Origin of the sequence: Acinetobacter bouvetii DSM 14964 = CIP 107468 (assembly GCF_000368865.1) — a bacterium.
Lineage (GTDB): Bacteria > Pseudomonadota > Gammaproteobacteria > Pseudomonadales > Moraxellaceae > Acinetobacter > Acinetobacter bouvetii.
In genome coordinates, this window is the sequence record NZ_KB849727.1 from 451,385 (window position 1) to 476,057 (window position 24,673).

Genomic DNA, 24,673 nt, shown 5'->3' on the forward strand with positions numbered 1-24,673 from the left:
CACAGCATGCAGCATAAAATCAATAAATTACTGCTTATGGGATTAATGAGCACACTGCTGCTTAGCGGTTGCCAAGTCGTCAGCGTAAAAAATCAGGCTTTAAATGTTACGATTGCCAATGAGCGCGACAGCATTCTCTCACGCAATAAACTCAGTGAAGCCAGTTTGAATGTCCTGTCGATGACTGGGCGCGAAGCAAAAATCTGCACAGAATCTCCAGAAAGCTGCGTTGATGAAATCAAGCAAATCCCCCAGATTATCGATGAACAGCTGCTGTCGACCGCAAGTGAACTTTATCTGGCAAAGGCTATAGAACTTGAAAACTCAGCTGAATGCAAAATCAGCCTGTTAACCAAGCATATATCTCAGGAACGCCAACAAGCGCAGCAAGTTTCATATGAAAAATGTTTAAGCCAGCAGCTGTACATGCTGGATAAGAGCATCCGCTACAGCTACGCCTATATGTTTAAAACAAAACGCGGGCCGCAAGACCGCATTTTTGACAACAGACAGGTACAAATTCGAGATTTCTACAATCAAAGTATTGCGAAACTCGTCAATACGTATTATTTACGCTATAAGCCGACTGAAGTCACCAGTCAAATTAAGATTGGCCAAAGCATCTATAATATTGATTTTGACAACTATCCAGAGCTCAAAAAACGTAAGATTGAACAGCTCATGTCAACCTACAATCTGAACTTTTCCGGCTTGCGCTCGATCACCCGCCGTGATGGTTTCGGTTCAGAATTCTTGGTCGTTTTGCCTGATGACATCCCAAAGGCTTCAGGCAAAGCCAAATATATTATTTCCCCGATGTCATACAAATATCCAAGCGGCATCAATCCCAATATTCACCAAGCGCGTTATTTGGCAGCAACTTTAACAGCAGAACCGGCTTCTGCTGCTTCCGTTGAAGATATTCTGAATCAGGCAAATTTCCAGATTAAGGCCTATGACCCCTATAAATTTGAAAAATTAACCATCGGCAATAAGCAATATCCGCTGGCGGCCAACTTTTCCGCGCCCTACGGCCTTTGGCTTGCACAAAATAATTTAGGGAAATCAGCATACTTGTCACTCATTGACCGTGATGAACAGCTGACCATGCCTCATCTGTATATGCTGGAACCCTATAATCCAAATAAAAAAATCATTGTATTGGTGCATGGATTAGCCAGCAGCCCAGAAGCTTGGATCCGCCTGACCAATGATATAATGGGTGATCCTGTACTGCGCGAGCATTTTCAGGTTTGGCAGGTGTTTTATTCAACCAATATGCCGATTGTTGAAAGCCGGTTCCAAATTCATGCTGTCTTAACCCAAGCATTTGCCCAAGTCAGCAATCAAGCGCCGGCTAAGCATGATGCGGTACTCATCGGACACAGCATGGGCGGCATTATTGCCCGTCTGCTGGTAAGCGATGCAGATGTCACGCAAAATGCGCTTAAAATGATGAATGCCCGCCAAATCAATCAGTATAAAAACGTTAATGTCGTTAAAGACCGTTTGGTCATGAAAGACATCCCAAATTTCAGCCGCGCCATTTTCTTATCTGCACCTCACCGCGGAACCGAATTTGCAGACCGCTGGTTTACCAGAGCTGCCCGTAAAATAATCAAGCTGCCTGGCGCATTTCTATCCGCTATGGCCGATGTCCTCACGCAAGAAGAAGACCTTAAAGACCTGTTCAAAGAAATTGATCATGGCCTAATCCAAAATGGGCCAAGTGATTTAAGCTATAAATCCAAATTCATTGCTTTAACTGAAGACATCATGCCCAAAAAAGGCATGAAATATCATTCAATTATTGGCAATGCGACAAAAAGTGATGATCTGAATATCATCACTGACGATGTTGTTCCGTATAAAAGCGCGCATTTAGAAGGTGCAGTTTCTGAAAAGATTTTAAAAGGCGGGCATTCCATTCAGGAAACACCTGAAGCAGTGCTGGAACTGCGCCGGATTTTAAGACAGCATCTTGTAGAATTAGGATTATATAAACCTTAAGCTTGTACTGTAAAAAAACCGGCGCATTGTCCGGTTTTTTTAATTTTGTGATTCATTTATTCGAGATGAATCTTATAGCAGGCATCCAGCGCCATTTCATAATAGGCCAAACCTTCCTTAGCGGCGTTAAAAGCGCGCTGCTGAAGCGCCGGGCTTCCATCGGCCAAGCGCTTGATCAGCTCCATCGCTTCATAAGGATGCAAATCATCATAATGCGCATGCGCTCTAAGCCAGGCAATTGTACGCTTATTGATGGAAACCTCAGGATGAACTGTATAAGCTTGAATTCCCTTATACACCCTACTGCTCCAGTCACCCGTCGCCCATTCAATAGCAAGATTCGTCGCCGCTAAACTCTCACATAAACTGGCGCGTGTATTAATGTTCCAAAGAAAATGATTGACTGCGTTCATCGCTGCTGACGGCTTGACACTGTCCAATTCAGCAACCGCAATGCCAAAACCGCCAGCCCAGTCCCGGTACCAATTCAGATGCCTTTCTTCAACCTTAATATTTTGAATCAGCCAATCCCGTGTTTCCGCTACCCCGGATTCAGAAAAATGAGTTGCTTTTGCAAGCGCCAGCGCCATAAAGGATGGAAAATGGGCAACTAAAGGATAGAAGTGCAGCAGCGCATAGCGAAAGCTTTTAACCGTCAGCTGGCCGCTTGCCATATTCACAAAAAAGGGATGTTCACTTATTCTATTTTTATATGGGGTTAGGTCATCCCAGAACTTTTGAGACCAAGCATTATGCGGATTAATTTTGAGGCTTGAATCAACTTGCTTCTGTAAAGCCGTCATTTACTGCTCCATGTAATAATTTTTATGCATCTGCCATTCGATCATAATTTAATTCATAAACGAAACAAGTGATTTTTTTTAATCGCCATTCAACTATTAATCACTATTACTTATTAGACTTTAAACCCCATTGTCTCATTAATCACATAATTTATCTGTGTAACAGAAAAAAAGTCATATTTTCTACTTGTAGAGCATAAATTCTTTTGTTAAAACTAGTAACTGTAGGCTAAAAATGAAACCGTTAAAATTCCAAAAATGGGATTAAAACCATTAAAATATAAAAGATAATTTGGCAAAAGCATATGAAGTTAGAAGGTTCAAAACTTTTAAACCGAAATGAAATTCAAGCCTTAATTTCAAGAGGGCTCAATTATGTGCATTTTTCAAAAAAGCTTGAACCTATATATAAAAAACAATATCAGCATGAAGCTGCTTTAGAATTCCGTTTCCGCGCCCCTATTATATTCTTATTATATATTTATTTAAGTTATGGCATTTATCAAAACATTTCTGAAAGTGCGCAAGTCCATCAATGGTTAACTCTATACGCTTGGGTTGGGTTGATTATCTTTACCGCATGGATCGTTTCCTTTATCCGACGATTTGACCAGTACTTTGATCTCTACGCCGGAGTAGGCAGCGCCGCAGCTGTTGCAATATCCTTTGTCATTATTACCAGTGTTAATAATGACAATGATGCCCTTTTGCATGCCTCAATGATGTACGCTGTTATTATCATTTACAGCTTTGTAGGACTCCGCTTTTATACGGCATTAATTGCAGGCTGGCTGGGCGGATTGATCGCCATTGCTGTGACTAAATTTCTGAATTACCCCATTGATTGGACTTTTTTGAACAGGACTTATACGTTCAGCAGTTTCCTCGGCATGTCCGTCGCTTATGCAATTGACCGCCAGCATCGCGAAAATTATTTGCAAAATTGCATTATTGAGCTGAATAAGCTGGAAATGGATAAACAGTCTGAACAGCTTGAATTGCTGTCACAATTAGATTCACTCACAGGCCTTGCCAATCGCCGCCATCTGACATCAGTGCTGGATAAGCAATGGCATACGGCTATGCGGTATCAGATGCCGATCAGTATTCTGATGGTGGATATCGACTGTTTCAAAGAATATAACGATCATTTAGGTCATATCGCCGGCGATTTTTGCCTGCAGAAAATTGCTCAAGAGCTTCAATGTGTAACCTCCCGCAGTACTGATTTAGCGGCCCGTTACGGCGGGGAAGAATTCCTGCTCTTATTTCATATGCAAGATGAACGGCAAATTGAAAAAATAGCGGCAAAACTGTTAGAACGCATCTGCAATCTTGAACTCCCCCATCCAGCCAGTCCAATTTCGCCCTATGTGACGGTCAGCATTGGCGCCGCCACGATTATTCCGCAAGAGCATGATGAACTATCCGCCTTTATTCAGAGTGCCGATAAAGCATTGTATTTGGCAAAATCTAATGGCCGCAATCAGTACTTTATGGCAAAAAATGCGGTCGCTTAAATACGCTGCAGAACTTGAAATCTATTCGCCGATTCAAAACTAAACCATCAGAATTGTACTTTTTACATTCATCTAATCTTCAAGGCCTTTTTGCCTGCCGTATTTTTGCTAAAATCACTTGGCCTTATTTTATGAAGCGGCTTGATCTCAAAGCTTCGCAATTATGGCGATTGCTTATAAAGTACTGTATTTTCAGTTTTGCCTGCATCTTTGGCGCCGTTGAAACATCAAGACTGTAAAAATTGATCAACATGTATGAATCTATTTAATTTAAAAGGTATTTTTATCAAATGACTGCAGAAAAAACCAACATTGATCTAAGCTCACTTACACCAATGATGCAGCAATACATGTCGGTAAAAATGCAGCACCCGCATTCGCTGATGTTCTACCGCATGGGCGACTTTTACGAATTATTTTTTGAAGATGCGCATAAAGCCGCGAAACTGCTGGGCATTACATTAACTCACCGCGGCAAGGCATATGGTGAGCCTATCCCCATGGCAGGCGTTCCTTACCATGCTGCGGAAGGTTATCTGGCCCGTCTGGTTAAAAAAGGCGAAACTGTTGTCATCTGTGAGCAAATTGGCGAAGTTACAGGTAAAGCGCCTGTAGAGCGCGGTGTAGTGCGCATCATTACGCCAGGCACATTGACCGATGACGCCCTGCTGACTGCGCATCAAACTTCAAATCTTGTAGCATTGTGCATACAGCAAAATCAAATCGGTATTGCCCTGCTGGATTTAAGCGCAGGCTTATTTAAAGTTCAGCAGCAAGAATTCAAAACTGAACAGCTGGCAATTGAACTGTCACGTTTAATGCCCAGTGAAATCATTATTGATGAAGATATTATTGACCCCAATGTTATTGAGCATATTAAGCAGCAATTAGACTGCCCTATTACCAAGCGCCCCAATGTAGACTTCAACTTAAACAATGCGCAGAAAACGCTCTGCGATCAATTTTCAGTCTCCACTTTATCCGGCTTCGGCATAGATCATTTACCCTTAGCCAAAGCGGCCGCGGCGGCTTTAATTCATTATGGCAAAGAAACGCAAAAAACTGCATTGCCGCATATCCGCACCATTCAGCTGGAACAAAGTTCTGACTTTATCGCCCTTGACCCTGTAACCCGCCGAAATTTAGAACTGATAGAACCGCTATTTGATCATGGCACCTCATTATTCCAGCTGGTGAATGACTGCAAAACCGCCATGGGCGGGCGCCTGCTGCGCAGAACCTTAATGCAGCCATTGCGTGACACAGCAGTTTTAGATGGCCGATTGGATGCGGCTCAGGCTTTACTCAACGGTTATCATGAGTCGCCAGTCCGTTTGGTCTTAAAAGAAATCAGCGACATTGAACGTGTATTGAGCCGTGTCGCGCTCGGCAGCGCCCGCCCGCGCGATCTGGTTCAGCTGCGCCAAGCCTGCGCGCAAGTCCCTTATTTGCGCCATGCATTGCAGCCGATTATTGAAATGCAGCAGTCAAAACTGCTGACTGAATTAAATCATGAGCTTGGCGATTTTCATGGGCTGCATGAACGCCTGATGGCTGCCATTGTGGAACATCCGCCAGTTTTACTGCGTGACGGAAATGTCATTGCAGAAGGTTTTGACGCTGAGCTGGATGAATTGCGTAAAATCCGCGACCATGCAGGCCAATTCCTGATTGATTTGGAAATTAAAGAACGCGAAGCTTCAGGCATCAATACACTTAAAATCGGCTACAACCGCGTCAGCGGCTATTATATTGAACTGACCCGTGGCCAGGCTGAACAAGCACCTGAGCGGTACATCCGCCGTCAAACATTAAAAAATGCAGAACGCTATATTACGCCTGAACTCAAAGCATTTGAAGACAAAGTCTTATCCAGCGAATCCCGTGCATTAGCGCGTGAAAAAATGCTGTTCGAAATGCTGCTGAATGAATTGCGGCAGGATATCGGCAATCTGCAGATGATGAGCAGCGCAATTGCTCAGGTGGATATGATTGCTAACTTTGCCCATCAAGCCCGACTGCATCACTGGATACGCCCTGAGTTCAGCCCCGAAATCGGGGTAAAAATTAAAGCAGGCCGCCACCCAGTAGTTGAATCTCTCAGTAAAACGGCTTTTACTCCAAACGATACGTTCCTGGACTTTAACCGCCGCATGGCAATTATTACAGGCCCTAACATGGGCGGTAAATCAACCTTTATGCGCCAAACTGCCTTAATTGCCCTGCTGGCCTATTGCGGCAGTTATGTACCCGCAGAAGCTGCGGTATTAGGCCCAATTGACCGCATTTTTACCCGTATCGGTTCAGCAGATGATCTATCTACAGGCAAATCAACCTTTATGGTGGAAATGACCGAAACATCGCAAATTCTGCATCATGCCACCAGCCAATCTTTAGTTCTGATGGATGAAGTCGGGCGAGGAACCAGCACTTATGACGGCTTATCGCTGGCTTGGGCCTGCGTCCTTGATCTGACCAAGCGCATTAAATGCTTATGCCTTTTTGCGACGCATTACTTTGAACTGACGGAACTGGGGAAAGAGTCCGGCATTGACAATTACCATGTCACTGCAAAAGAATTAAATGGTAATCTGATTTTACTGCACAAAGTACAGCACGGGCCTGCAAGCCAAAGTCACGGTTTGCAAGTTGCCAAGCTGGCAGGAATTCCAGCCAATGTCATTAAAGAAGCCCAAAACCGTTTGCGCATTTTGGAAAAGCAGCAGCAATTACATTTAAACCATGCCGTGCAGAATGACTTATTTGCTGAAAACAGCGTGCCTGAAGTTGTGGAACGCATCATTGAAGTTGAAAAAACCTCTCCTGCGATAGATCTGCTGCAGGCCTTGGATATTGACAGCCTCAGCCCGCGTGAAGCGCTGCAGCAGCTGTATATGCTGAAAGACAATCTTTAAAAAAAATCCATTGAAGAAGGCTCTCAATTGAGAGTCTTTTTCATTTATAAGTATTTTTGATGAATATGGATGTTTTTTATCAAATTTAACAGCAGTATCTATATCAAATATCAATAAAAGGAATTGTTAGTTGCCTATGTTTTTGCCTAAAATACAGTATTAGTTATTAGAACCATATTTTTAGGTAGCTGTCGCCATGACCTTTGTTGTCACCGAAAACTGTATTAAATGTAAATATCAAGATTGCGTTGAAGTTTGCCCTGTAGACTGTTTCTATGAAGGCCCAAACTTTCTTGTAATTAATCCTGACGAATGCATCGATTGCGCGCTTTGCGAGCCAGAATGCCCTGCAAATGCAATCTTCTCTGAAGATGAATTGCCTGAAGGTCAAGAAGTTTTCATTGAACTGAATACTGAACTTTCACAAAAATGGCCGAACATCACGCAAATTGGCGACCAGCCTGCAGACCGTGAAGAATGGAACGGCAAAGCAGATAAACTGCAGTATTTAGAAAAGTAATTCCAGAAATTACAAAATAAAAAAGATCAGCCTTTGCTGATCTTTTTTTATACTGAAAGCACACATTTCATTGCAATTTATTCAAATTTTCTCAATCATTTTAGATTAAAATATAGCGATTGTGTAAATAATTGATTTTTATAATGAAGCATTTTATGAAGGCGTTGCTGGCAGTTGCAGCAATACCTCTAGTCTTTTTGGCAGGCTGCAGTACGTCGCCCAAAAAAGGTCAAACAATTACAACACCAGACGGTAAACGCATTTTTATTCCGCAAGAACGCATCAGTCTTGAGCGTCAAGTTCCGCCTAAAGTCATCCCTTATGCATATAACGCATGGGTTGCCGCAGCAGACAACTTACGCCGTGTCCGCGAATATGAAGTATTTTTAGAAAAAAATGGCGTCGGCAATATTATCCCCAGTTTTGAACTTATGCGTACTGCCCGTGATTGGCAAAAATGCGGCCGTTCACAATATATGGTGCCTAACCGAGAACTTTGGGCCAACCAAATTCCAACGCTCCGTGTATTTAAATACTTAGTTGCAGCTAAAGTACTGACCGACTTTGAAGTGACCTCAGTCTACCGCGACTTGCCAATGAACCAATGCGCTGGCGGCGCAAGCTCTTCACGCCATCTATACAATTCCGCAATCGATTTCCGTATCGGGCCTGAATATCCTCAACCTGAAGATTACGCTTATATTGAAAATACTAAATTCAAACTTTGCCAGTTCTGGACACAGCACGGCCCTAGTTTGAACATGGGCTTGGGGCTGTATGCCAGCGGTCAAATTCATATTGATACGCAAGGTTTCCGCACTTGGGGGCCAAATTTATCCAGACAATCATCGATGTGTAATTACTAGATCATTACATTGAAATTTCATGGCCTCACTCGAGGCTTTTTTGCTGATAAATTCTGCAAATATGATGCAAAAAATTGCGCTTCCAGATGAAAGGTTTAAAATGCATGCATCTAAAATGAGGCGCGAACACTATGCAGCAAATGTGGACTGAAATTGATGCTTATATTGATTCACATTTAATTCCAGAAGATCCTATCTTAGTTCAAACACTGAAACATACGGCAGAGCGCGGTTTCCCAGATCATTTGGCCGTCGCGCCAAACCAAGGCATGCTTTTGCAAATGCTGATTCAAATGAATCAATGTAAACGCGTGCTTGAACTGGGAACTTTTGCGGCTTACAGCACAATGTGGCTTGCGCGCGCACTGCCAGAAGATGGCTATATTTTAACAATTGAAGGCCGAGATACGCATGCTGCCTTAGGTCAGGAAAATATAGACAACGCCAAACTGCCTCAAACGATTGAACTGAAATGCGGCCGCGCAGCAGATGTGCTGCATGCATTGCCTGCAGATACAGAGGCTTTTGACTTTATTTTTGTTGATGCGGATAAGCAAAGCTATCCTGAATATTTGGAACTGAGTTTAAATTTATCACATTCAGGCACAATTATTGTGCTGGATAATGTCATCCGCGCAGGCGAAATTCTAAATCCAGAAAATCACAAGCCAAGCATTGAAGGCATTCGGGATATGTTCAAAGCCATGCAGAATCATCCGCGTATTTTGTCTTGCACGGCATTGCAAACCGTCGGCAGCAAGGGGCACGATGGTTTTGCAATTGCAATCGTAAAATAAGCGCAATCGCGCAAAAATCACCCATACCGATATTTTACAAATAAAACATAAGCTTACAAATACTTACCACAGAGTTATCCACAATATATGAGGATAACTCTGTTTTTAAAATTGCACTTATTTCACCACCAGCAATGGCACAGTTGAGTTCCTGAAAATCGTTGTCGCAATGCTGCCTAAGAAAAATTGATGAATTTTACTGTGGCTGAATGCACCCAGTACAATCAGCTGAATACCCTGCTCTTGCTGATATAACAGTATATTTTCTGCGACGTCGCCATAGCGGTATTCAGTCACGACATCTAAGCCTTCACTTTTCAGATACTGCATTGGCTCATTTAAAATTTCCGGATGATCGCCTACATACAGCAAATGGCATTGCAGCAGCTTTAACAGGTCACTTTGCCCAACCCGCTTCATCAGGCTGACACAGGTAGGTGAATATTCATAAGCAAAGATGAAACGTGTCGGCGGCTTGAAGGTTGAACCGACGGTCATCACGGTGCATTTGGCGCCGCGGATAAAGTTTTCAACATTGCTGCCGATAGGTTTATTGCGTTCAGCAGAGCGCTCGCCTACCCGCCCAATGACGGCAATATCATCAGGCTGAAGCACATTAAAGCTTTGTTCTAAAAAATCGCCTTTTTCTTGAATATGCGACGCGGTTACGCCATATTTTTCCTGAATCATTTCAGAAATATGCTTCAGCAGATTATTGCTGTAATCCAGCGCTAACTCACTCTGTTTCTGCTCTAATTCGGCTAACTCTTTCAGTAGCATGGCATTGCTTTCAAAACCGATTACGCCGCTGATTTCACCTAAATGATAACTGGCCGGGTAATAATCTAATACTTGAAGCAGCACGAGTTCACGCTGGGTTTCTTTAGCAATCCATACAGCGGCTTCTGCCAGTGCATTAATGCATGGTGAAGAGTCAATACACGCGATTACACGTTTCATAATTAGCCTCTCTTTCTAAGATAGCTGGGCTATAAGTTGCTTCATGTTTTTAACTTAGCACAACTTTTATTATCTTGGCAGGATTTTATGTAAGTACTTTTACAAGTTCAGCTTTTATGCACCATAACTTTCCCGCAATGAAACATTGCTATTCACGGTAGCGGATAAATGCCGCTGGATTGCCGCCAATGATGGCCTTTTTTTCGACATTTTTAGTCACCATGCTGTTCATGCCAATCACCGCATGATCATCAATATGTATGCCATCTTTTACCCCGACATGCGCGCCAAGCCAAACATCCCGCCCTATTTCAATACCGCGTGAACGCACAGGCTGCTGGTACACAGGCTGATCTAAATCCACGCCATGATCAAAAGCATATAAATGGCAGTAAGCGGCAATGCGCACTTGATCATGCAGCTTTATTCCAGCACGGCCGCCGTCCAAAATGCAGTGATGATTGATTGCAACTTCATTTCCGATCTCCAGCGGCCCATGCAGCGTACAGTCTGCGGCAATAAAAGTATTATCGCCGATTGTGATCTTGCGGCCTGGCTCGGCAAATATATGCGCCAAGGGAGAAATGAAACAGTTTTTGCCAATGTCTACAGTTTCCATCGCCATCAAATATGCTTGATACTCCTGCTGCCATGCTTCTGCCCACCCTTTATTTTTCGGCTTTAAACTCCAATACAGCCAAGGCATATAATTCAAGCGGTGCTTATGCTGTTCGCGGTATTTCAATAAAGGATCTTGTTCAGTCATCTTCTGGCTCTTCAATAATTTTCAGCTGTTCTCTGCCGCGTGTAACATCCTGCAGTTTCAGAGCAAGCGGCTGAATTTGATGCACCTGCAATAGCGCATGAACCGCCACACCCGCTGCAGTATATTCTTCGGAAAATTCAATCTGATGGAGGCTCAGCTCATATTGAAAAATGGCCCATTCATTAAACTGGCACTGAAAGCTGACCCTCTTTTTTTCAATTAATTCGATTTTTTCCGCCAGCATCAGGCATTGCCCTGCTGTACCTCCATACGCGCGCACCAAACCGCCTGTGCCCAGCTTTACGCCGCCATACCAGCGGTTCACCAGCACCAAAACATTCGTCAGCGCATTGCCTTCTATGGTTGCTAAAATTGGACGCCCCGCTGTACCTGAAGGTTCGCCGTCATCATTGAAGCGGACATTGTGGCCAATTTTCCATGCCCAGCACTGATGCGTGGTGCTGAAATCTTTATGTTCTGCTAAAAAATCTTTGACTGCCTGCTCATTTTCGACAGGCGCAGCAATGGCCAAAAAACGGCTCTTTTTAATGTCTTCCTCAAAACTGACAGGGCGGGCAATCGTAAACGGCATCTGGCTTCAAAATAGCAAAAATCGATTCAATTATAACGTTTTATTTCCTAAAAAGTTTTCAAAAGCGCAAAGAAAAGCCCCGCTGCTTGGGGGCTTTTTCTGAAATGCACTTGGACTAGCGCTCTCTCAGCGCTTCTTTCGCTTTATTAAACGGCTTGATCAGATAATCCAATACCGTCTTTTCACCCGTGCGGATATCTACAGTGGCAACCATGCCTGGGGTAATTGCAAAGTTTTTACCTGTTTTATTCACCAGTTTATCGCTATCGGTACGGATATAAGCGCGGTAATAAAATTGATCCTGCTTGACTTCATCCCTCAAAGTATCTGGAGAGATGATGGTGACTTTGCCTTTTAAACCGCCGTAAATGGAATAATCATAAGCGGTAATTTTCACCAAAGCTTCCTGTTCAGGATGAATAAATGCAATATCGCGCGGAGAAATCCGCGCTTCAACCAGAAGCTGCTCATCCAATGGCACAATCGTCATCAGCTTGCCATTTTGCGGCACAACACCGCCTAATGTCATGACATCAATTTCCTTAACAACACCGCGCACCGGCGATTTAAATACGGTACGGCTTAAAGTATCCGTCTTGCCGCGCACAACCTGCTGCTGCGTTTCAATATCCGTATTGGCTTTGGCCAGCTCTTCACGCGCTTTCACATAATACTGGTTCTGCACATCATTCATTTGATTGCGCAGTTCATTGGCCTGACGCTTCAAGCGCAGCACTTCAACTTCACTGGCTGCGCCTTTTGCAACCAAAGGCTGCGTCATCGACAGCTCCTGCTCAACCAGGAACAGCGCCTGTTTCAGTCCAGATAGCGACTCTTCTAAATTAGCCCGGCGCGATTGATACAAAGCGGTTTCTTCATTAACCAGCTTTGACTCTTTTGCCACTTCTGCAGGAAAACTGATCGGCGTGCCGCTTACTTCCGCACGCAGCCGCGCCGCCGTCGCTTTGCTTGCCATCAATAGTGACTCTGTTTCACCGACATTTGATTCAAAACGGGTGGGATCGAGCTGCGCCAATACTTGCCCCTGCTCAACAATTTGCCCTTCTTTGACATTCAGCGTGGTGAGTATGCCGCCATCTAAAGACTGAATAATCTGCTCTTTGGATGATGGAACAACCTTGCCCGTGCCCGTGGAAACCTCTTCCAGTTCAAACAGCCAAGCCCAAACTAAAATAGTCACCAAGCCTAGACAAATAATCCAGATCACCAGACTTGCTTTCGGCAGCGGCGGCTCCTGAAAAGCCGCTTTTGCTGAGCGCGTCATTACTTGATTATTTTCACTCATGCGCTCGCTCCAGTCACACGCTTTTGCACACCGCCCGATTGATTTAAAATCTGATCTCTTGGGCCATCCATGACAATTTTTCCGTCATTCACCACAATGATGCGGTCCACCAATTCCAGTACGGCCCGGCGGTGCGTTGCAACAACCAGTGTCCGATGCTTTAAGTAAAATCGAAGATGGTCAATCAGCTGCTTTTCTGAAACATCATCAATAGATGCAGTAGGCTCATCCAGGAGCAGAATATTCGGCTCACGAATCAGCAGCCGCGCCAGCAGCAAAGCTTGCCGCTGCCCGCCAGAAAAACCAAAACCACCTTCCAGCACAATATGGTCCAGCCCTTCTTTCTTTTCTTGCACAAAACCTAAAGCGCCTGTGATATTCAGCACATGCAATATTTGATCATCTGTCGCTAAAGGCGCACCCAGTGTTAAATTTTCCCGGATAGATCCATAAAACAGCTGTGACGTTTGATTCAGCTGCCCCAGATCCCGGCGGACATCTGAAGGATCAATCAAGCCAATATCAATGCCATCCAATTTGACTTTGCCCTGTGAAGGCGTCTGCATGCCAGACAGCAGCTGCAATAGCGTTGATTTTCCAGCGCCATTTCGGCCTAAAATAGCAATTTTCTCTCCGGGCTTGATATCCAGTTTAGGAATAATCAGGCTGGGTTTCGGGTCATCATCGCCATACTTAAACACCACGCCATTCAGCTCGTAACTGCCGTGTATCACAGGGCGATGAATCAGATGCGAATAATCAGGCTGATCCACCGGCTTTTTCATCAGTTCATCCAGCCCGGCTTTGGCTACTTTTGCCTGCTGCCAGCGGCCCAATACGCCGGTCAGCTGCGCAATAGGCGCCAGCATGCGCGAAGACAAAATTGAGCAGGCCACCAAAGCCCCCGTAGTCATGTCTCCTTTCATAACGGCAAAGCAGCCTACAAGCACGACAATGGCAAAAGCCAGCCCTTGAATTTTCTGCGTCCAAGCATTCATAAAGCCGACAATTTTGCGCTGCTGCATGCTGACATTGGCAGATACTTCATTCATGTGATTCCATTGATTCTGGAAGCGGGATTCTGCGCGCAGCAGTTTAATGTCTTCAATCCCTTGCACTGCCTCCACCAGCAATGCATTGCGGATCGCCGATTCACGCATGCCCATTTGCGCCAGCTGCGCCAATTTCTTCTGCGCAAGTATGCCTGGCAGCACCATCACCGGAACAATCAGCAGCATCACCCAAAACAGATTGCCGCCAATAATCCAAAAGATGGCCAAGAAAAGCAAAAAGAAAGGCAAGTCAGCAATGGCTGTCACCGTTGTAGAGGTCACTAATTCACGAACACCTTCCAATTCACGGATTTGCGAAATAAATGTCCCGGTTGATTTAGAACGTTCGCTGTTTTTTATGCGCAGCGCATGGCCAAAGACCCGGTCTGAAATTTTTAAATCTGAGCGCTTTCCAATAATGTCTGACAGATGAATACGGGTAATACGCAGCACAAACTCAAAAATCGCCGCCAGCAGCACACCGCTGGCCAGCACCCAGAGTGTTGAAACCGACTGGGACGGAATCACCCGGTCATAAACATTCATGGAAAAAAGCACGGTAGCCAGCGCTAAGATATTCGCCATCATTGAAGCAAGCATAATATCGATATAACGCTTCCAGTCTTGTAAGGCGATGCTCCAAAACCAGTTTTTCTCGAATGGTTTAATATATTCATCCACACGGATGTCTGGCACAGAGGATTCCGGACGCAAAATATAAATATTGCGTGCACCGTGATTCAGCCGTTCAATCGGAAATACCTGAGATAAGCCTTCATCGCCGCTGAGCTGCACACTAGCATTTCCATCCGTATCTATGCGTTCAACTACGCCGACTTCCCCGCTATTGAATTCAATCATGACAGGCAGGCGCCATGGATTCAGCAAATTGACATCGTATTTATTTTTGCGCACGCTCAAGCCAATCTGCTTGGCCATCACATTGATCAATTCTTCTAAATTGCCGTGCTGATTCCAATCCAGCTGTAGGCGAATCCGTTCTTCCGATGCTTCTATGCGGTAATGCTTAGCAATATTCTGTACGGCCTGAAGCCAAGGCTGATAATTTATTGTCTGTGTCATGGCTGAACTTCAACCCCCTGAATCATCTTATTATTTAATTCGTAGATCTCCCTGCTGCGTCCTGTCACCTGTATATACTGCGCAAGTCCTGAATAAATATCGTATTGTGAGTTTACGATTTCCATCGCTGCGCTATGAATAGACTGTTCCGCATTCAATAGGTCGACTACTGTTCTTGTGCCTAATTTATATTGTTCCTGATACAGCTCTTTGGTTCGCGCTGTCGTTTCCCTGCGCTGCACAAGTACCGACATCTGCCTTTTCTTATTCTCAATTTGTTCCCGAATTAAACGCACGCGATCCACGACATCTAAATAAGCGGCATTCACTTGCGCCCGCGCAGCGTCTTCCGCATAGCTGGCAGCGCGTGTTTGAGCAGCAATGGCGCCGCCCTGATAAAAATTGCTATTGGCTTCGAGCATAATAGAATTATAAAAGCCGTCATCTTCATTATTGTTTGGATTGCGGCCGTTTACCGCCTGACTGAGGCTGCCTTTAATATTGATGGTCGGATAAGCGCTCAGTTTCGCCTGCTGCTTTTGAAACTTTGCCACTTCTACACCCGCTTGCGCCTGCATAATACTCGGGATGAAGTTATATTCAGGGTCTTTATATAAATCCGACTTTTGCAAAATGGCCGCTGGAATTTCCCATTGGTTTGCAGACACATCAAAACCCAGCAGCGTTCTTAAGCGTTGCTGGTTTAGGCGAAGCTGCATTTGCTGTACAATCAGGTTGGATTCAGCCGCCTCTAAATTCGATTGAGCCTGAATAGGGTCGGCCTGACTGCTGATTCCTGCTTTTGCCCGCAAATTCGCAATCTCGGCAATCCGCCCAATGCCTTTAATCTGCTCTTGTGCAATTTTGCTGATTTCCTGATAGCGCTTGATATTGATAATGGCATCCGCCACATCATAAGAGACTTGATCTAAACTGACTAAAAAACCCGCCTGCTCTTGCAGCATTTTAGCTTCAGTAACATTGACACTGCTTTTCACCTTGCCAAAGTCATACAGCATTTGCGCAGCATTCAGTGAAACCACTTGCCCGCCGCGCTCACCCTTGGTTAAATCCGCCGTACTGAAACCGCCAGACAGCTGCGGAAAGTACTGCGATTTGGCTAAGTCAATATTGGTGCTTTGCTCAGAGACATTCGCAATATTTCTGCTGATTTCAGGCCTGCGCTGTACAGCGGCATGAATTGCATCAAGAAAGCTCAATTTCCCTGAAACAGGCCAGCCGGGATGAACATTAAGAGGATTGGAGGCTTGCGCCGAAGGCGTCAGCTCGCTCACTTTTGACGTATCAAAAGGAAATTTGCTCAATTCCGTAATATCAATTTTTTCAGCAGAACGCTTGGGTTTCGGCGCAAATAACTGCCCTATTCCACCGTTTAAAAGATGAAATTGATTTTTTTCCGCATTCTCTGCATGCGCATAGGAAAGGTGAAAAGGAATAATCAGAACAAACAGCGCTGTTCGTTTATTTTTTTCAAATTTTCCCCATAGTTTTAAATACTTACTATTTATTATTAGCATTGTTTCTACGCAATAATTTTTATTTGGGTTTTTATATGTAATTCGTAAATAAAATTACGTTTATCGAATATTTTTATTATTTTATTGAATAAGCCCCCTCACAACAATGACCCATTTCTCATTTTGTGAGGGTTTTTTGCCATTTAGACTGTAAAGTCATCGCCTAAATAGACTTTGCGGACAGTTTCATTTTCTAGAATTTCTTGCGGGGAACCTTCCGCAATAACGGAACCTTCACTGACAATATAGGCGTGCTCGCAAATCGCCAATGTTTCGCGCACGTTGTGATCAGTAATTAAAACACCGATGCCGCGGTCTTTTAATGTCCGGATAATGTCTTTGATGTCACCGACTGAAATCGGGTCAACCCCTGCAAATGGTTCATCCAGCAGCATAAATTTCGGATCTGCCGCCAATGCGCGGGCAATTTCTGCACGGCGCCGCTCACCGCCTGAGACGCTCATGCCCAAGGAGTCTTTAATATGGGTGATTTTAAAATCAGCTAGCAATTCTGCCAGACGCTGCTGGCGCTGCTGCTTATTTAAGTCTTTGCGGGTTTCCAAAATAGACATGATATTTTCAGAAATTGTCAATTTTCTAAAAATAGAGGCTTCCTGCGGCAAATAGCCAATGCCTTTACGTGCACGCTCATGCATAGCCAAGTCCGACATGTCCAAATCATCTAAATGGATTTCGCCTTTGTCCATGCGCACGAGGCCAACGACCATATAGAAGCTGGTGGTTTTACCGGCGCCATTCGGGCCAAGCAATCCTACAATCTGCCCGCTTTGCATGCTGAATGAAACATCTTTCACCACCCAGCGCTTGCTGTAATTCTTTGCTAAATGCTTAATGCATAAGGTTTGAGGCTGATTCAGCGGTTTCTCCATTAATCACGCGCTCCCGGGAATGACTTAGAACTGGACGGCGGAATAATGATTTGTACACGGCCAGAAGACGAGCCCGAACTATTTGGTGTGCCTTCAGCCACAATATCACCTTTGTTCATGCTGTACTTTAATGTATTGCCTTTGATGCTGGCGCCGTTCTGTTCCAATAAAGCGCTGCCAGACATGGTAAGAATGCCTGTTTCAGCATTATAGACAATCTTTTGCGCTTGGCCTTTAGCTAAGCCTTTAGCAGGATCTACTTTTTGCTGAAAACGGGCAGGCCCGCCAGTTGCAGTAATGGTGCTGATTTCTTTACGGCTATTCAGGTTGGCCACAATGGAATTTGCCTGCAGCTTCATCGTGCCCTGTTCAATAATGACATTGCCCGTATAAGTCGTAATACCCGTTTTTTCATTAAAAGTCGCGCGGTCAGCCACTAACGAAATTGGCTGATTGCGGTCAGAAGGCAATGCAAAAGCGCCTGCTGAACACAGTGCAAGTGAACCCATCAGCACTGCCTGTTTTAGGAAAGCGTTAGACAATAGTGGTTTATGATTAAGGTTCATACTTTCCTCGAATATTAAAAAATTCGTACTGACCGTCATTTAAATTGGCTTTCAGACCGTTACTGACAAATTCGGCTTGCGGAGTCTGCACTGTAACCTGTTTGTCAGTTTCTAATTCACGTGTTTTTGGAAAAGCAGTCAATTCATCTGTTAGAAAGACCATTTTTCCATTTTCCAGCAGTTTTGTTGCTTCAACTTTATGCCTTAGAACAACTTTTTCATTGTCATTATAACCATTGGCAACTTTGGCAAAAAATGTCGCATCTACACGCCCATCTTTATACGTGGATGCTCTCAGATTATCCAGCTGTGATGTTTTTTGCTGCAAATCCTGCTCTAAACGGTCGACTTGCGCGCGAATGTACAGCTTACCCTGCTCATCAGTTTGAGTCAGATTAATATTCTCTGCAGAATACTTCATGCTGCGCGCAGAATCGGCTTGGAGTTTATTGCCTTTTCCACTGTAATAGTAATAACCGCCGCTTACAGCCGCAATAGCGATTGCAGTAACGTATAAAACTTTTGTATCCATAAGCGGTTGTTTAATCCAAATTTAATGAATTATTAAGTTATTAATGCGGTGCGCTGGCAAATTTTTCAAGCATCTCTTGGTAAACGCCTTTCGACATCAGCAGCATATCGCAAATTTCACGCACAGCACCGCGGCCACCGTAAGCCTGTGTTACCAAATCTGCACGGCGGCGCACTTCTACATGGCCATTGGGCACGGTAATTTTCATGCCGGCAATCGCAAATGCAGATAAATCAGGCCAGTCGTCGCCCATATACAGGCAATCTCCTGGATCTAAATTCAGCTGCGCACATGCTTCACGAAGCGCTGTACCTTTATCCTCACGGCCTTGAAACACCAAGTCCACGCCTAAGTCAGACATTCGCTTTTCAACAATATTACTTTTTCGGCCAGTAATAATAATGACTTTAATACCCGCTTTTTGTACGAGTTTCATACCTAAACCGTCACGAATATCAAAAGACTTAATTTCGTCTCCCGAATTGGTCAAGGTTACAAAGCCGTCACTCAGAATTCCATCTACATCCAGCACCAAAGCTTGAATATGACGAGCCTGTTCCAATAATACATAAGAAGCCATTGCTTAATTTACCCCAGCCTGAATTAAATCATGCATGCTGATTACACCAATCACGGTATTGTCTTCATCAACAACAATGAACTGATTGATTTTTTTAGCATTCATTTTCTCTAGCGCTTCTACTGCGCGGGCTTCTTTTGAAATCGTTGACGGATGCTGAATCATCACTTCAGATACAGGCAGATTCACATCAAAGCCTTGCTGCTTGTCAATCAAACGGCGTAAATCGCCATCGGTAAAAATTCCGAGAAGCTTGTCATCAGCATCGACAACAGTTGTCAGCCCTAGCCGCTTATTGGAAATTTCATACAGCACTTTATTCATTGGCGTTTCAGGCGCAACTTTTGGCAGCTCTTCGCCTGTATGCATCAAGTGTTTGACATGCAGAAGCAAGCGCTTGCCTAAAGCGCCTGCAGGATGAGAGCGTGCAAAATCATCCGAAGTGAAACCGCGCGCTTCCAAAAGCGCAACAGCCAAAGCATCGCCTAAGGCCAATGTCGCCGTGGTGCTGGAAGTTGGCGCTAAACCTAGCGGACAAGCCTCTTGAATATCACCTAATGTTAATGCCACATCTGCATTTTGCGGCATTGGGCCTTTATCGTGCCCAGAAATCGTGATCAATGGTACGCCGACATGCTTAATCAGCGGCATCAGCATCATAATTTCATCGCTTTTGCCTGAATAGGAAATCGCGATCAGCACATCACCTTTCACCAGCATGCCCAAGTCACCATGGCCCGCTTCTCCGGGATGCATGAAAAATGACGGCGTCCCTGTGGATGCAAAAGTCGCCGCCATTTTACGGCCGATATGGCCGGACTTACCCATACCGGTAATCACTAAACGCCCTTTGCATTGCAAAATAATTTCGCAGGCTTGGGTAAAACGTTCATCTATCTCGGCAGCCAGTACGCTCAAAGCATTGCATTCAATGCTGAGGGTTTCCAATGCGACCTTTTGAAAATCAATTTGATTTGGCATATTTGGTGGATTCAAAGCCATTTTACCTTTATTAGTGCTGAACTCGCAGCGCTTCAATCACTATGAATAATTTAGCTGATTTTAGCATATCTGCATAAATTCAACGTTTATAAATGTTCAATTTATAATGTCTTATCGTCAGTTTTAACAATTTTACGCAAAAAAAAACCTTAGTCCGAAAACTAAGGTTTTTTCATATTCTGGAGCGGGAAAGGAGACTCGAACTCCCGACCCCAACCTTGGCAAGGTTATGCTCTACCAACTGAGCTATTCCCGCAATATGGGAATGCATTATAGAGAGTTTTTAAAGGTTGTCAACTCCCCACGCATTCAATTGGCGAATTAATCAGCACGGCGCCAAATAGTGCCTTGGCGTGTATCTTCCAATACGACACCTTGATCCAGCAGCGACTGGCGGATTTCGTCGGCTTTGGCAAATTCTTTGGCTTTTTTTGCATCTTGACGCTGCTGAATCAGATCTTCAATCTGTTCTTCCGTTAATCCCAACGCTTCTTGCCCAATATCCGACTTTAAGAAATCCTCTACGTTTTGCTGCACCAGACCTAAAATATTGGTCAAATGGCGCAATGTAGAATAATACACAGCGGCTTGATCCGCCTGCTCTTCTTTCACCGAGCGGTTGAGTTCTTTGTTCACCTCAAACAGCACGGCAATCGCTTCCGCTGTATTGAAGTCATCCCGCATTGCTGCATTAAAACGCTCTACCAATGCCTCATCTAAAGTATCAATAGTCTTGTCGCCATACGCCTGCTGATACGCTTTAAATGAATGATAAAAACGGGTTAAAGCATTTTTTGCTTCTTTCAAGGCAAAATCAGAGAAGTTCACTGGGCTGCGATAGTGTGAAGACACAATAAAGTAGCGGATGACTTCAGGATGGAATTTTTCCATCACATCACGAATGGTGAAGAAGTTGCCGAGTGATTTCGACATTTTTTCGCCATCTACATTAATAAAGCCAACGTGCATCCAGTAATTGACATACTGTTCGCCTGTTGAGGCTTCAGACTGCGCAATTTCATTTTCATGGTGCGGGAAGGTTAAGTCTGAACCGCCGCCGTGAATATCAAAATGGTTGCCCAAGCAGCAAGTAGACATTGCGGAACATTCAATATGCCAGCCCGGACGGCCATTGCCCCAAGGAGACGCCCAAGACGGCTCATTTTTTTTGGCATGCTTCCACAGTACAAAGTCAAATGGATGTTTCTTTTCAACTTCTACATCGACACGCTCAGATGCGCCAGCCTGCATATCTTCCAGTTTGCGGCCTGATAAGCGGCCATATTTTGCAAACTTTTCAACTTCAAAATACACATCACCATTATTAGACGGGTAAGCTGTGCCGTTGTTGACCAGCGTACCAATCATATTTTGCATTTGATCAATATAATCGGTTGCACGCGGCGCTTCATCCGGATGCAGGCAGCCTAGGTTTTCTGCATCTTCATTCATGGCTTGAATGAATCGGTCGGTTAAAGCCGTAATGCTTTCGCCATTTTCATTTGCGCGTTTAATAATTTTGTCGTCAATATCGGTAATATTGCGCACATATTTGACATTCCAGCCCTGACTGCGCAGGAAACGGATAATATAGTCAAATGCAACCATCACTCGAGCATGGCCAATATGACAGTAGTCATAGACCGTCATACCGCACACATACATGTCGATATGCCCTTCTTTACGCGGTACAAATTCTACTTTTTTACGCTGCTCTGAGTTATATAGAACAAAAGGTTGCATAGGTCTTTAAATTGTTTCTACCAAAAGATAGGTCATCTTAACCTAAGCATTATTTTTCATAAAGTTTTCAAAGAGAATTTTGTGATAAATCTTTCTTATATTTGATCAGATCTTTTTATACCTTGATCTATAGCGCCAAGAGCCTTGCATCATCGGTCTATAGCAACAGCCTGCCTGCACTCATTCACCCTCAGCGTACTTATGAGAACCTATCAAAAAACCTATTACATAAAATTACTTTCACAGCTACGCATTATTTCAAAATAGTTTTTATAGATTTTAGAAAGTGCAGCTTAATTCCAGCAGACAAATTACCTTAATAAATGTATGGAATTCAATTTTTTACTCTATTTAATTTTTTTTATAAAAAAAATTCTCATTCATCTTATTTCAGCCGTTTTCCTCAAATTTTCTCCATACTTTTAGACTAATCTTACGCAAAATTACATTTGGTACGTCCAATAATGAAACGCATGCCATCCACATTCAAACTCAGCGCTTTAACACTTTCTTTATGCGCGCTTTCTATGCCTGCATGGGCAGAGGACACGCCTCCTGCTGCAGCTATTCAGACGCTGCCGACCATGACTTTTCAGGTTGAACAAGCGCCAGCGGTAGAAAAAGATCCAGACATCAGTGCTGTTGCTAAAACAATTATTACCCGCGATGAAATGGAAAAATTTGGCGATCAAAGTGTAAATGATGCCCTGCGCCGTGCGGCAGGCTTTCAAATGCCCGCACCTGGACAAAGCCCGCGCGGCGGCAATGGCAGCATGCGTTTCCGCGGCGGCGGCGCGCCCGTCTTCCTCATCAATGGCGAACCGGTGCAAGGCGGCCCGCGCGGTGGCATGTCAGTCGTTGACAGCATCACCCCCGACATGATTGAACGCATTGAAATTGTCAAACAGCCTAGCGTTGCACAAGCTTCTGTCGCGTCCTCAGCCGTGATCAATATCATTTTAAAAGAACCGCTGGACGGCACCCGCATCAGCGGCACCGTCCGCGCAGGCTACGGCATAGCCAAATCCAGCCAAAAAGAAGAAGAACGCAAAAACATCTCGCTGCAAATGGACGGCAAAACTGATCCATGGACCTACAGCCTGTCTGCAAACCAGATGTGGAGCGACTCAGATTCAGTGACGACAACTGAAAATGCATCTGGAATCACATCTTCACAAAAGCGCATTACCAACAGAACATCACAGATGCTGAGCCCACGCGCTGAATATTCAATTGATGATCAGCAGAAGCTTGTGGCAGAACTGTTCTACCGCAACAATGAAAGCGAAGGCAGCATGCGTGATCAAATTCAGGAGGATAAAAACGACAGCATCCGCCTGAATACCCGCTATGAACGCAAAGACAAAGGCAATTCAGATAAAATCCGTTTGTCCGTGGAGCAGCAGAACGAAACCGAATTGACCCGCTCCAGTCAGCGCCAAAGCTATACCGATGAACAAATCAATGAGTACAGCCTCGCTTATGATGGCGTGCGCAAGTTTGATGAAACCAAACAAATTAAATTTGGTACAGATTTGCGTTCCAGCGAGTTAGAAAGCAATACCGCGGATACTTTAGATGAGCAGCGCTATGCTCTATATGCAGAAGGAAGCTGGCGCTTTACCCCGCGTCAAAGCTTAACACTGGGGGCGCGTCAGGAATGGATTCACCGTTCAGGACTGGTCGATTACAGCGACAGCCATTTGAGTCCTGTTTTAGCGCACCGCTTTGATTTCACAGACAGCTGGTCACTGCAAACCAATATCAGCCAAGCGTTCCGCAGTCCAAAATCAGATCAGCTGCTGCCCGCAGTTTCCATATCTACCGACATTGATGCAGGCTCATTGAACAATCCCGATCAAGGCGGCAACCCATTCTTGCGCCCTGAAAAAATCAATGCCTATGAAAGCACTTTGGGCTATAACACATCCGCAGGCGGTGTAAATATCACGGCGTATTACCGTGAAATCAATGACTACATTGAAAAAGCCATCCGCAGTGAAGATGCGCAAGGTCAAAGCTGCGCCACTGCCAATGACCCAAGCTGCCGATTTGTAGAGCGCCCATTCAATCAGGACAATGCAACAACTTACGGTGTAGAAGTTGCCGGCCGCTATGCATTGAAGCAAACAGAGGCGGGACATTCCTTCATGCTGAATGCGCAGCTGTCTACCGTGAGGGCAAAAATTGAAGAAGATAACGGCACAGAGCGCCTTGCAAGCGATGTAGCGCCTTATACGGCCAGCGCCGGCCTATCCTATAACTACCAGCCTTGGCGCGTATCCAGCAGTTTAAATGCCAGCTATACGCCGGCGTATACCCGTGAATTAAACAGTCAGGATTACAACGGTGAATTATATGAGCGCACCAGCAATCAACGCGTCAATGTTGATTTAAGCATTACAAAACGCTTTGACAATAACTGGGCCGCGTCGATCAATGCGCGCAATATTTTCAGTACAGATTATAAAGAGCGCCTGACTAAAGTCAGTGACGGCAGCCTCTATCAGGCCCGCAGCAATGAATCGATTCCAAGCCTGTTATTGAGTGTCGAAAAGAAATTCTAAGCCGCCATTTACAGAAAAAGCCGATATTTGCATATCGGCTTTTTTTATCAAAGCAATAGCTCCAG

20 protein-coding genes and 1 tRNA gene are annotated in these 24,673 nt (G+C 44.5%); 7 read left to right on the top strand and 14 right to left on the bottom strand.

Going from position 1 to position 24,673, the window contains the following annotated elements:
* Positions 1 to 6 precede the first annotated feature (6 nt).
* A complete protein-coding gene (locus F941_RS09150) occupies positions 7 to 2,010 on the top strand; it encodes an alpha/beta hydrolase (RefSeq protein WP_005010438.1) in 2,004 nt (667 codons plus the stop codon).
* Positions 2,011 to 2,066: 56 nt separating this feature from the next.
* On the opposite strand, the gene F941_RS09155 is transcribed toward F941_RS09150, so the two are convergent.
* Entirely contained in the window at positions 2,067 to 2,813 is a 747-nt protein-coding gene (locus F941_RS09155) for an iron-containing redox enzyme family protein (RefSeq protein WP_005010440.1), read from the bottom strand.
* A gap of 305 nt (positions 2,814 to 3,118) precedes the next feature.
* On the opposite strand from F941_RS09155, the gene F941_RS09160 reads away from it, so the two are divergent.
* The 5 genes from F941_RS09160 to F941_RS09180 all read left to right on the top strand — a co-directional run bounded on the left by F941_RS09160 (position 3,119) and on the right by F941_RS09180 (position 9,431).
* Complete coding sequence (locus F941_RS09160; RefSeq protein WP_005010441.1) at positions 3,119 to 4,333, top strand: GGDEF domain-containing protein; 1,215 nt, start codon at positions 3,119 to 3,121, stop codon at positions 4,331 to 4,333.
* Between the two features lie 290 nt (positions 4,334 to 4,623).
* Entirely contained in the window at positions 4,624 to 7,248 is a 2,625-nt protein-coding gene (mutS, locus tag F941_RS09165; RefSeq protein WP_005010443.1) for a DNA mismatch repair protein MutS, read from the top strand.
* 196 nt (positions 7,249 to 7,444) lie between these two features.
* Positions 7,445 to 7,768, top strand: a complete 324-nt coding sequence (fdxA, locus tag F941_RS09170) for a ferredoxin FdxA (protein WP_004651686.1) — start codon at positions 7,445 to 7,447, stop codon at positions 7,766 to 7,768.
* Positions 7,769 to 7,911: 143 nt separating this feature from the next.
* Positions 7,912 to 8,634 (top strand): D-Ala-D-Ala carboxypeptidase family metallohydrolase, encoded by a 723-nt coding sequence (locus F941_RS09175; protein WP_005010446.1) that lies wholly within the window; start codon positions 7,912 to 7,914, stop codon positions 8,632 to 8,634.
* Positions 8,635 to 8,765: 131 nt separating this feature from the next.
* Positions 8,766 to 9,431: an O-methyltransferase gene (locus tag F941_RS09180; RefSeq protein ID WP_005010447.1), complete on the top strand. Its 666-nt coding sequence runs from the start codon at positions 8,766 to 8,768 to the stop codon at positions 9,429 to 9,431.
* Positions 9,432 to 9,548: 117 nt separating this feature from the next.
* On the opposite strand, the gene F941_RS09185 is transcribed toward F941_RS09180, so the two are convergent.
* The 13 genes from F941_RS09185 to cysS all read right to left on the bottom strand — a co-directional run bounded on the left by F941_RS09185 (position 9,549) and on the right by cysS (position 22,041).
* Complete coding sequence (locus F941_RS09185; RefSeq protein ID WP_005010451.1) at positions 9,549 to 10,391, bottom strand: universal stress protein; 843 nt, start codon at positions 10,389 to 10,391, stop codon at positions 9,549 to 9,551.
* Between the two features lie 148 nt (positions 10,392 to 10,539).
* Positions 10,540 to 11,157, bottom strand: coding sequence for an acyltransferase (locus tag F941_RS09190; RefSeq protein WP_005010452.1), 618 nt, complete (start codon positions 11,155 to 11,157; stop codon positions 10,540 to 10,542).
* Positions 11,150 to 11,749, bottom strand: a complete 600-nt coding sequence (locus F941_RS09195) for an IMPACT family protein (protein ID WP_005010454.1) — start codon at positions 11,747 to 11,749, stop codon at positions 11,150 to 11,152. Before F941_RS09195 ends, F941_RS09190 begins: the two co-directional genes overlap by 8 nt.
* A 115-nt stretch (positions 11,750 to 11,864) precedes the next feature.
* Positions 11,865 to 13,055 (bottom strand): HlyD family type I secretion periplasmic adaptor subunit, encoded by a 1,191-nt coding sequence (locus F941_RS09200; protein WP_005010456.1) that lies wholly within the window; start codon positions 13,053 to 13,055, stop codon positions 11,865 to 11,867.
* On the bottom strand, positions 13,052 to 15,190 hold the full coding sequence (locus tag F941_RS09205; protein WP_005010458.1) for a type I secretion system permease/ATPase: 2,139 nt from the start codon (positions 15,188 to 15,190) through the stop codon (positions 13,052 to 13,054). The genes F941_RS09200 and F941_RS09205 overlap by 4 nt, the downstream gene beginning before the upstream one ends.
* Positions 15,187 to 16,728 carry a TolC family protein gene (locus tag F941_RS09210; RefSeq protein ID WP_005010460.1) on the bottom strand — a complete coding sequence of 514 codons (1,542 nt, stop codon included), beginning with the start codon at positions 16,726 to 16,728 and terminating at the stop codon, positions 15,187 to 15,189. The genes F941_RS09205 and F941_RS09210 overlap by 4 nt, the downstream gene beginning before the upstream one ends.
* Positions 16,729 to 16,871: 143 nt before the next feature.
* Positions 16,872 to 17,618: an LPS export ABC transporter ATP-binding protein gene (gene lptB / locus F941_RS09215; protein ID WP_005010462.1), complete on the bottom strand. Its 747-nt coding sequence runs from the start codon at positions 17,616 to 17,618 to the stop codon at positions 16,872 to 16,874.
* Complete coding sequence (gene lptA / locus F941_RS09220; RefSeq protein WP_005010464.1) at positions 17,618 to 18,184, bottom strand: lipopolysaccharide transport periplasmic protein LptA; 567 nt, start codon at positions 18,182 to 18,184, stop codon at positions 17,618 to 17,620. The genes lptB and lptA overlap by 1 nt, the downstream gene beginning before the upstream one ends.
* Complete coding sequence (gene lptC / locus F941_RS09225; RefSeq protein WP_005010465.1) at positions 18,174 to 18,716, bottom strand: LPS export ABC transporter periplasmic protein LptC; 543 nt, start codon at positions 18,714 to 18,716, stop codon at positions 18,174 to 18,176. Before lptC ends, lptA begins: the two co-directional genes overlap by 11 nt.
* A gap of 40 nt (positions 18,717 to 18,756) precedes the next feature.
* Positions 18,757 to 19,296, bottom strand: a complete 540-nt coding sequence (locus tag F941_RS09230) for a KdsC family phosphatase (protein WP_005010468.1) — start codon at positions 19,294 to 19,296, stop codon at positions 18,757 to 18,759.
* A gap of 3 nt (positions 19,297 to 19,299) precedes the next feature.
* A complete protein-coding gene (locus tag F941_RS09235) occupies positions 19,300 to 20,277 on the bottom strand; it encodes a KpsF/GutQ family sugar-phosphate isomerase (protein WP_005010471.1) in 978 nt (325 codons plus the stop codon).
* Between the two features lie 201 nt (positions 20,278 to 20,478).
* Positions 20,479 to 20,554 (bottom strand) — tRNA-Gly (locus F941_RS09240).
* A gap of 65 nt (positions 20,555 to 20,619) precedes the next feature.
* Complete coding sequence (gene cysS, locus F941_RS09245) at positions 20,620 to 22,041, bottom strand: cysteine--tRNA ligase (protein ID WP_005010473.1); 1,422 nt, start codon at positions 22,039 to 22,041, stop codon at positions 20,620 to 20,622.
* Positions 22,042 to 22,505: 464 nt separating this feature from the next.
* Between cysS and F941_RS09250 the strand changes: the two genes are divergently transcribed.
* Positions 22,506 to 24,608, top strand: a complete 2,103-nt coding sequence (locus tag F941_RS09250) for a TonB-dependent receptor plug domain-containing protein (protein ID WP_005010476.1) — start codon at positions 22,506 to 22,508, stop codon at positions 24,606 to 24,608.
* The last annotated feature ends 65 nt before the right edge of the window (positions 24,609 to 24,673 follow it).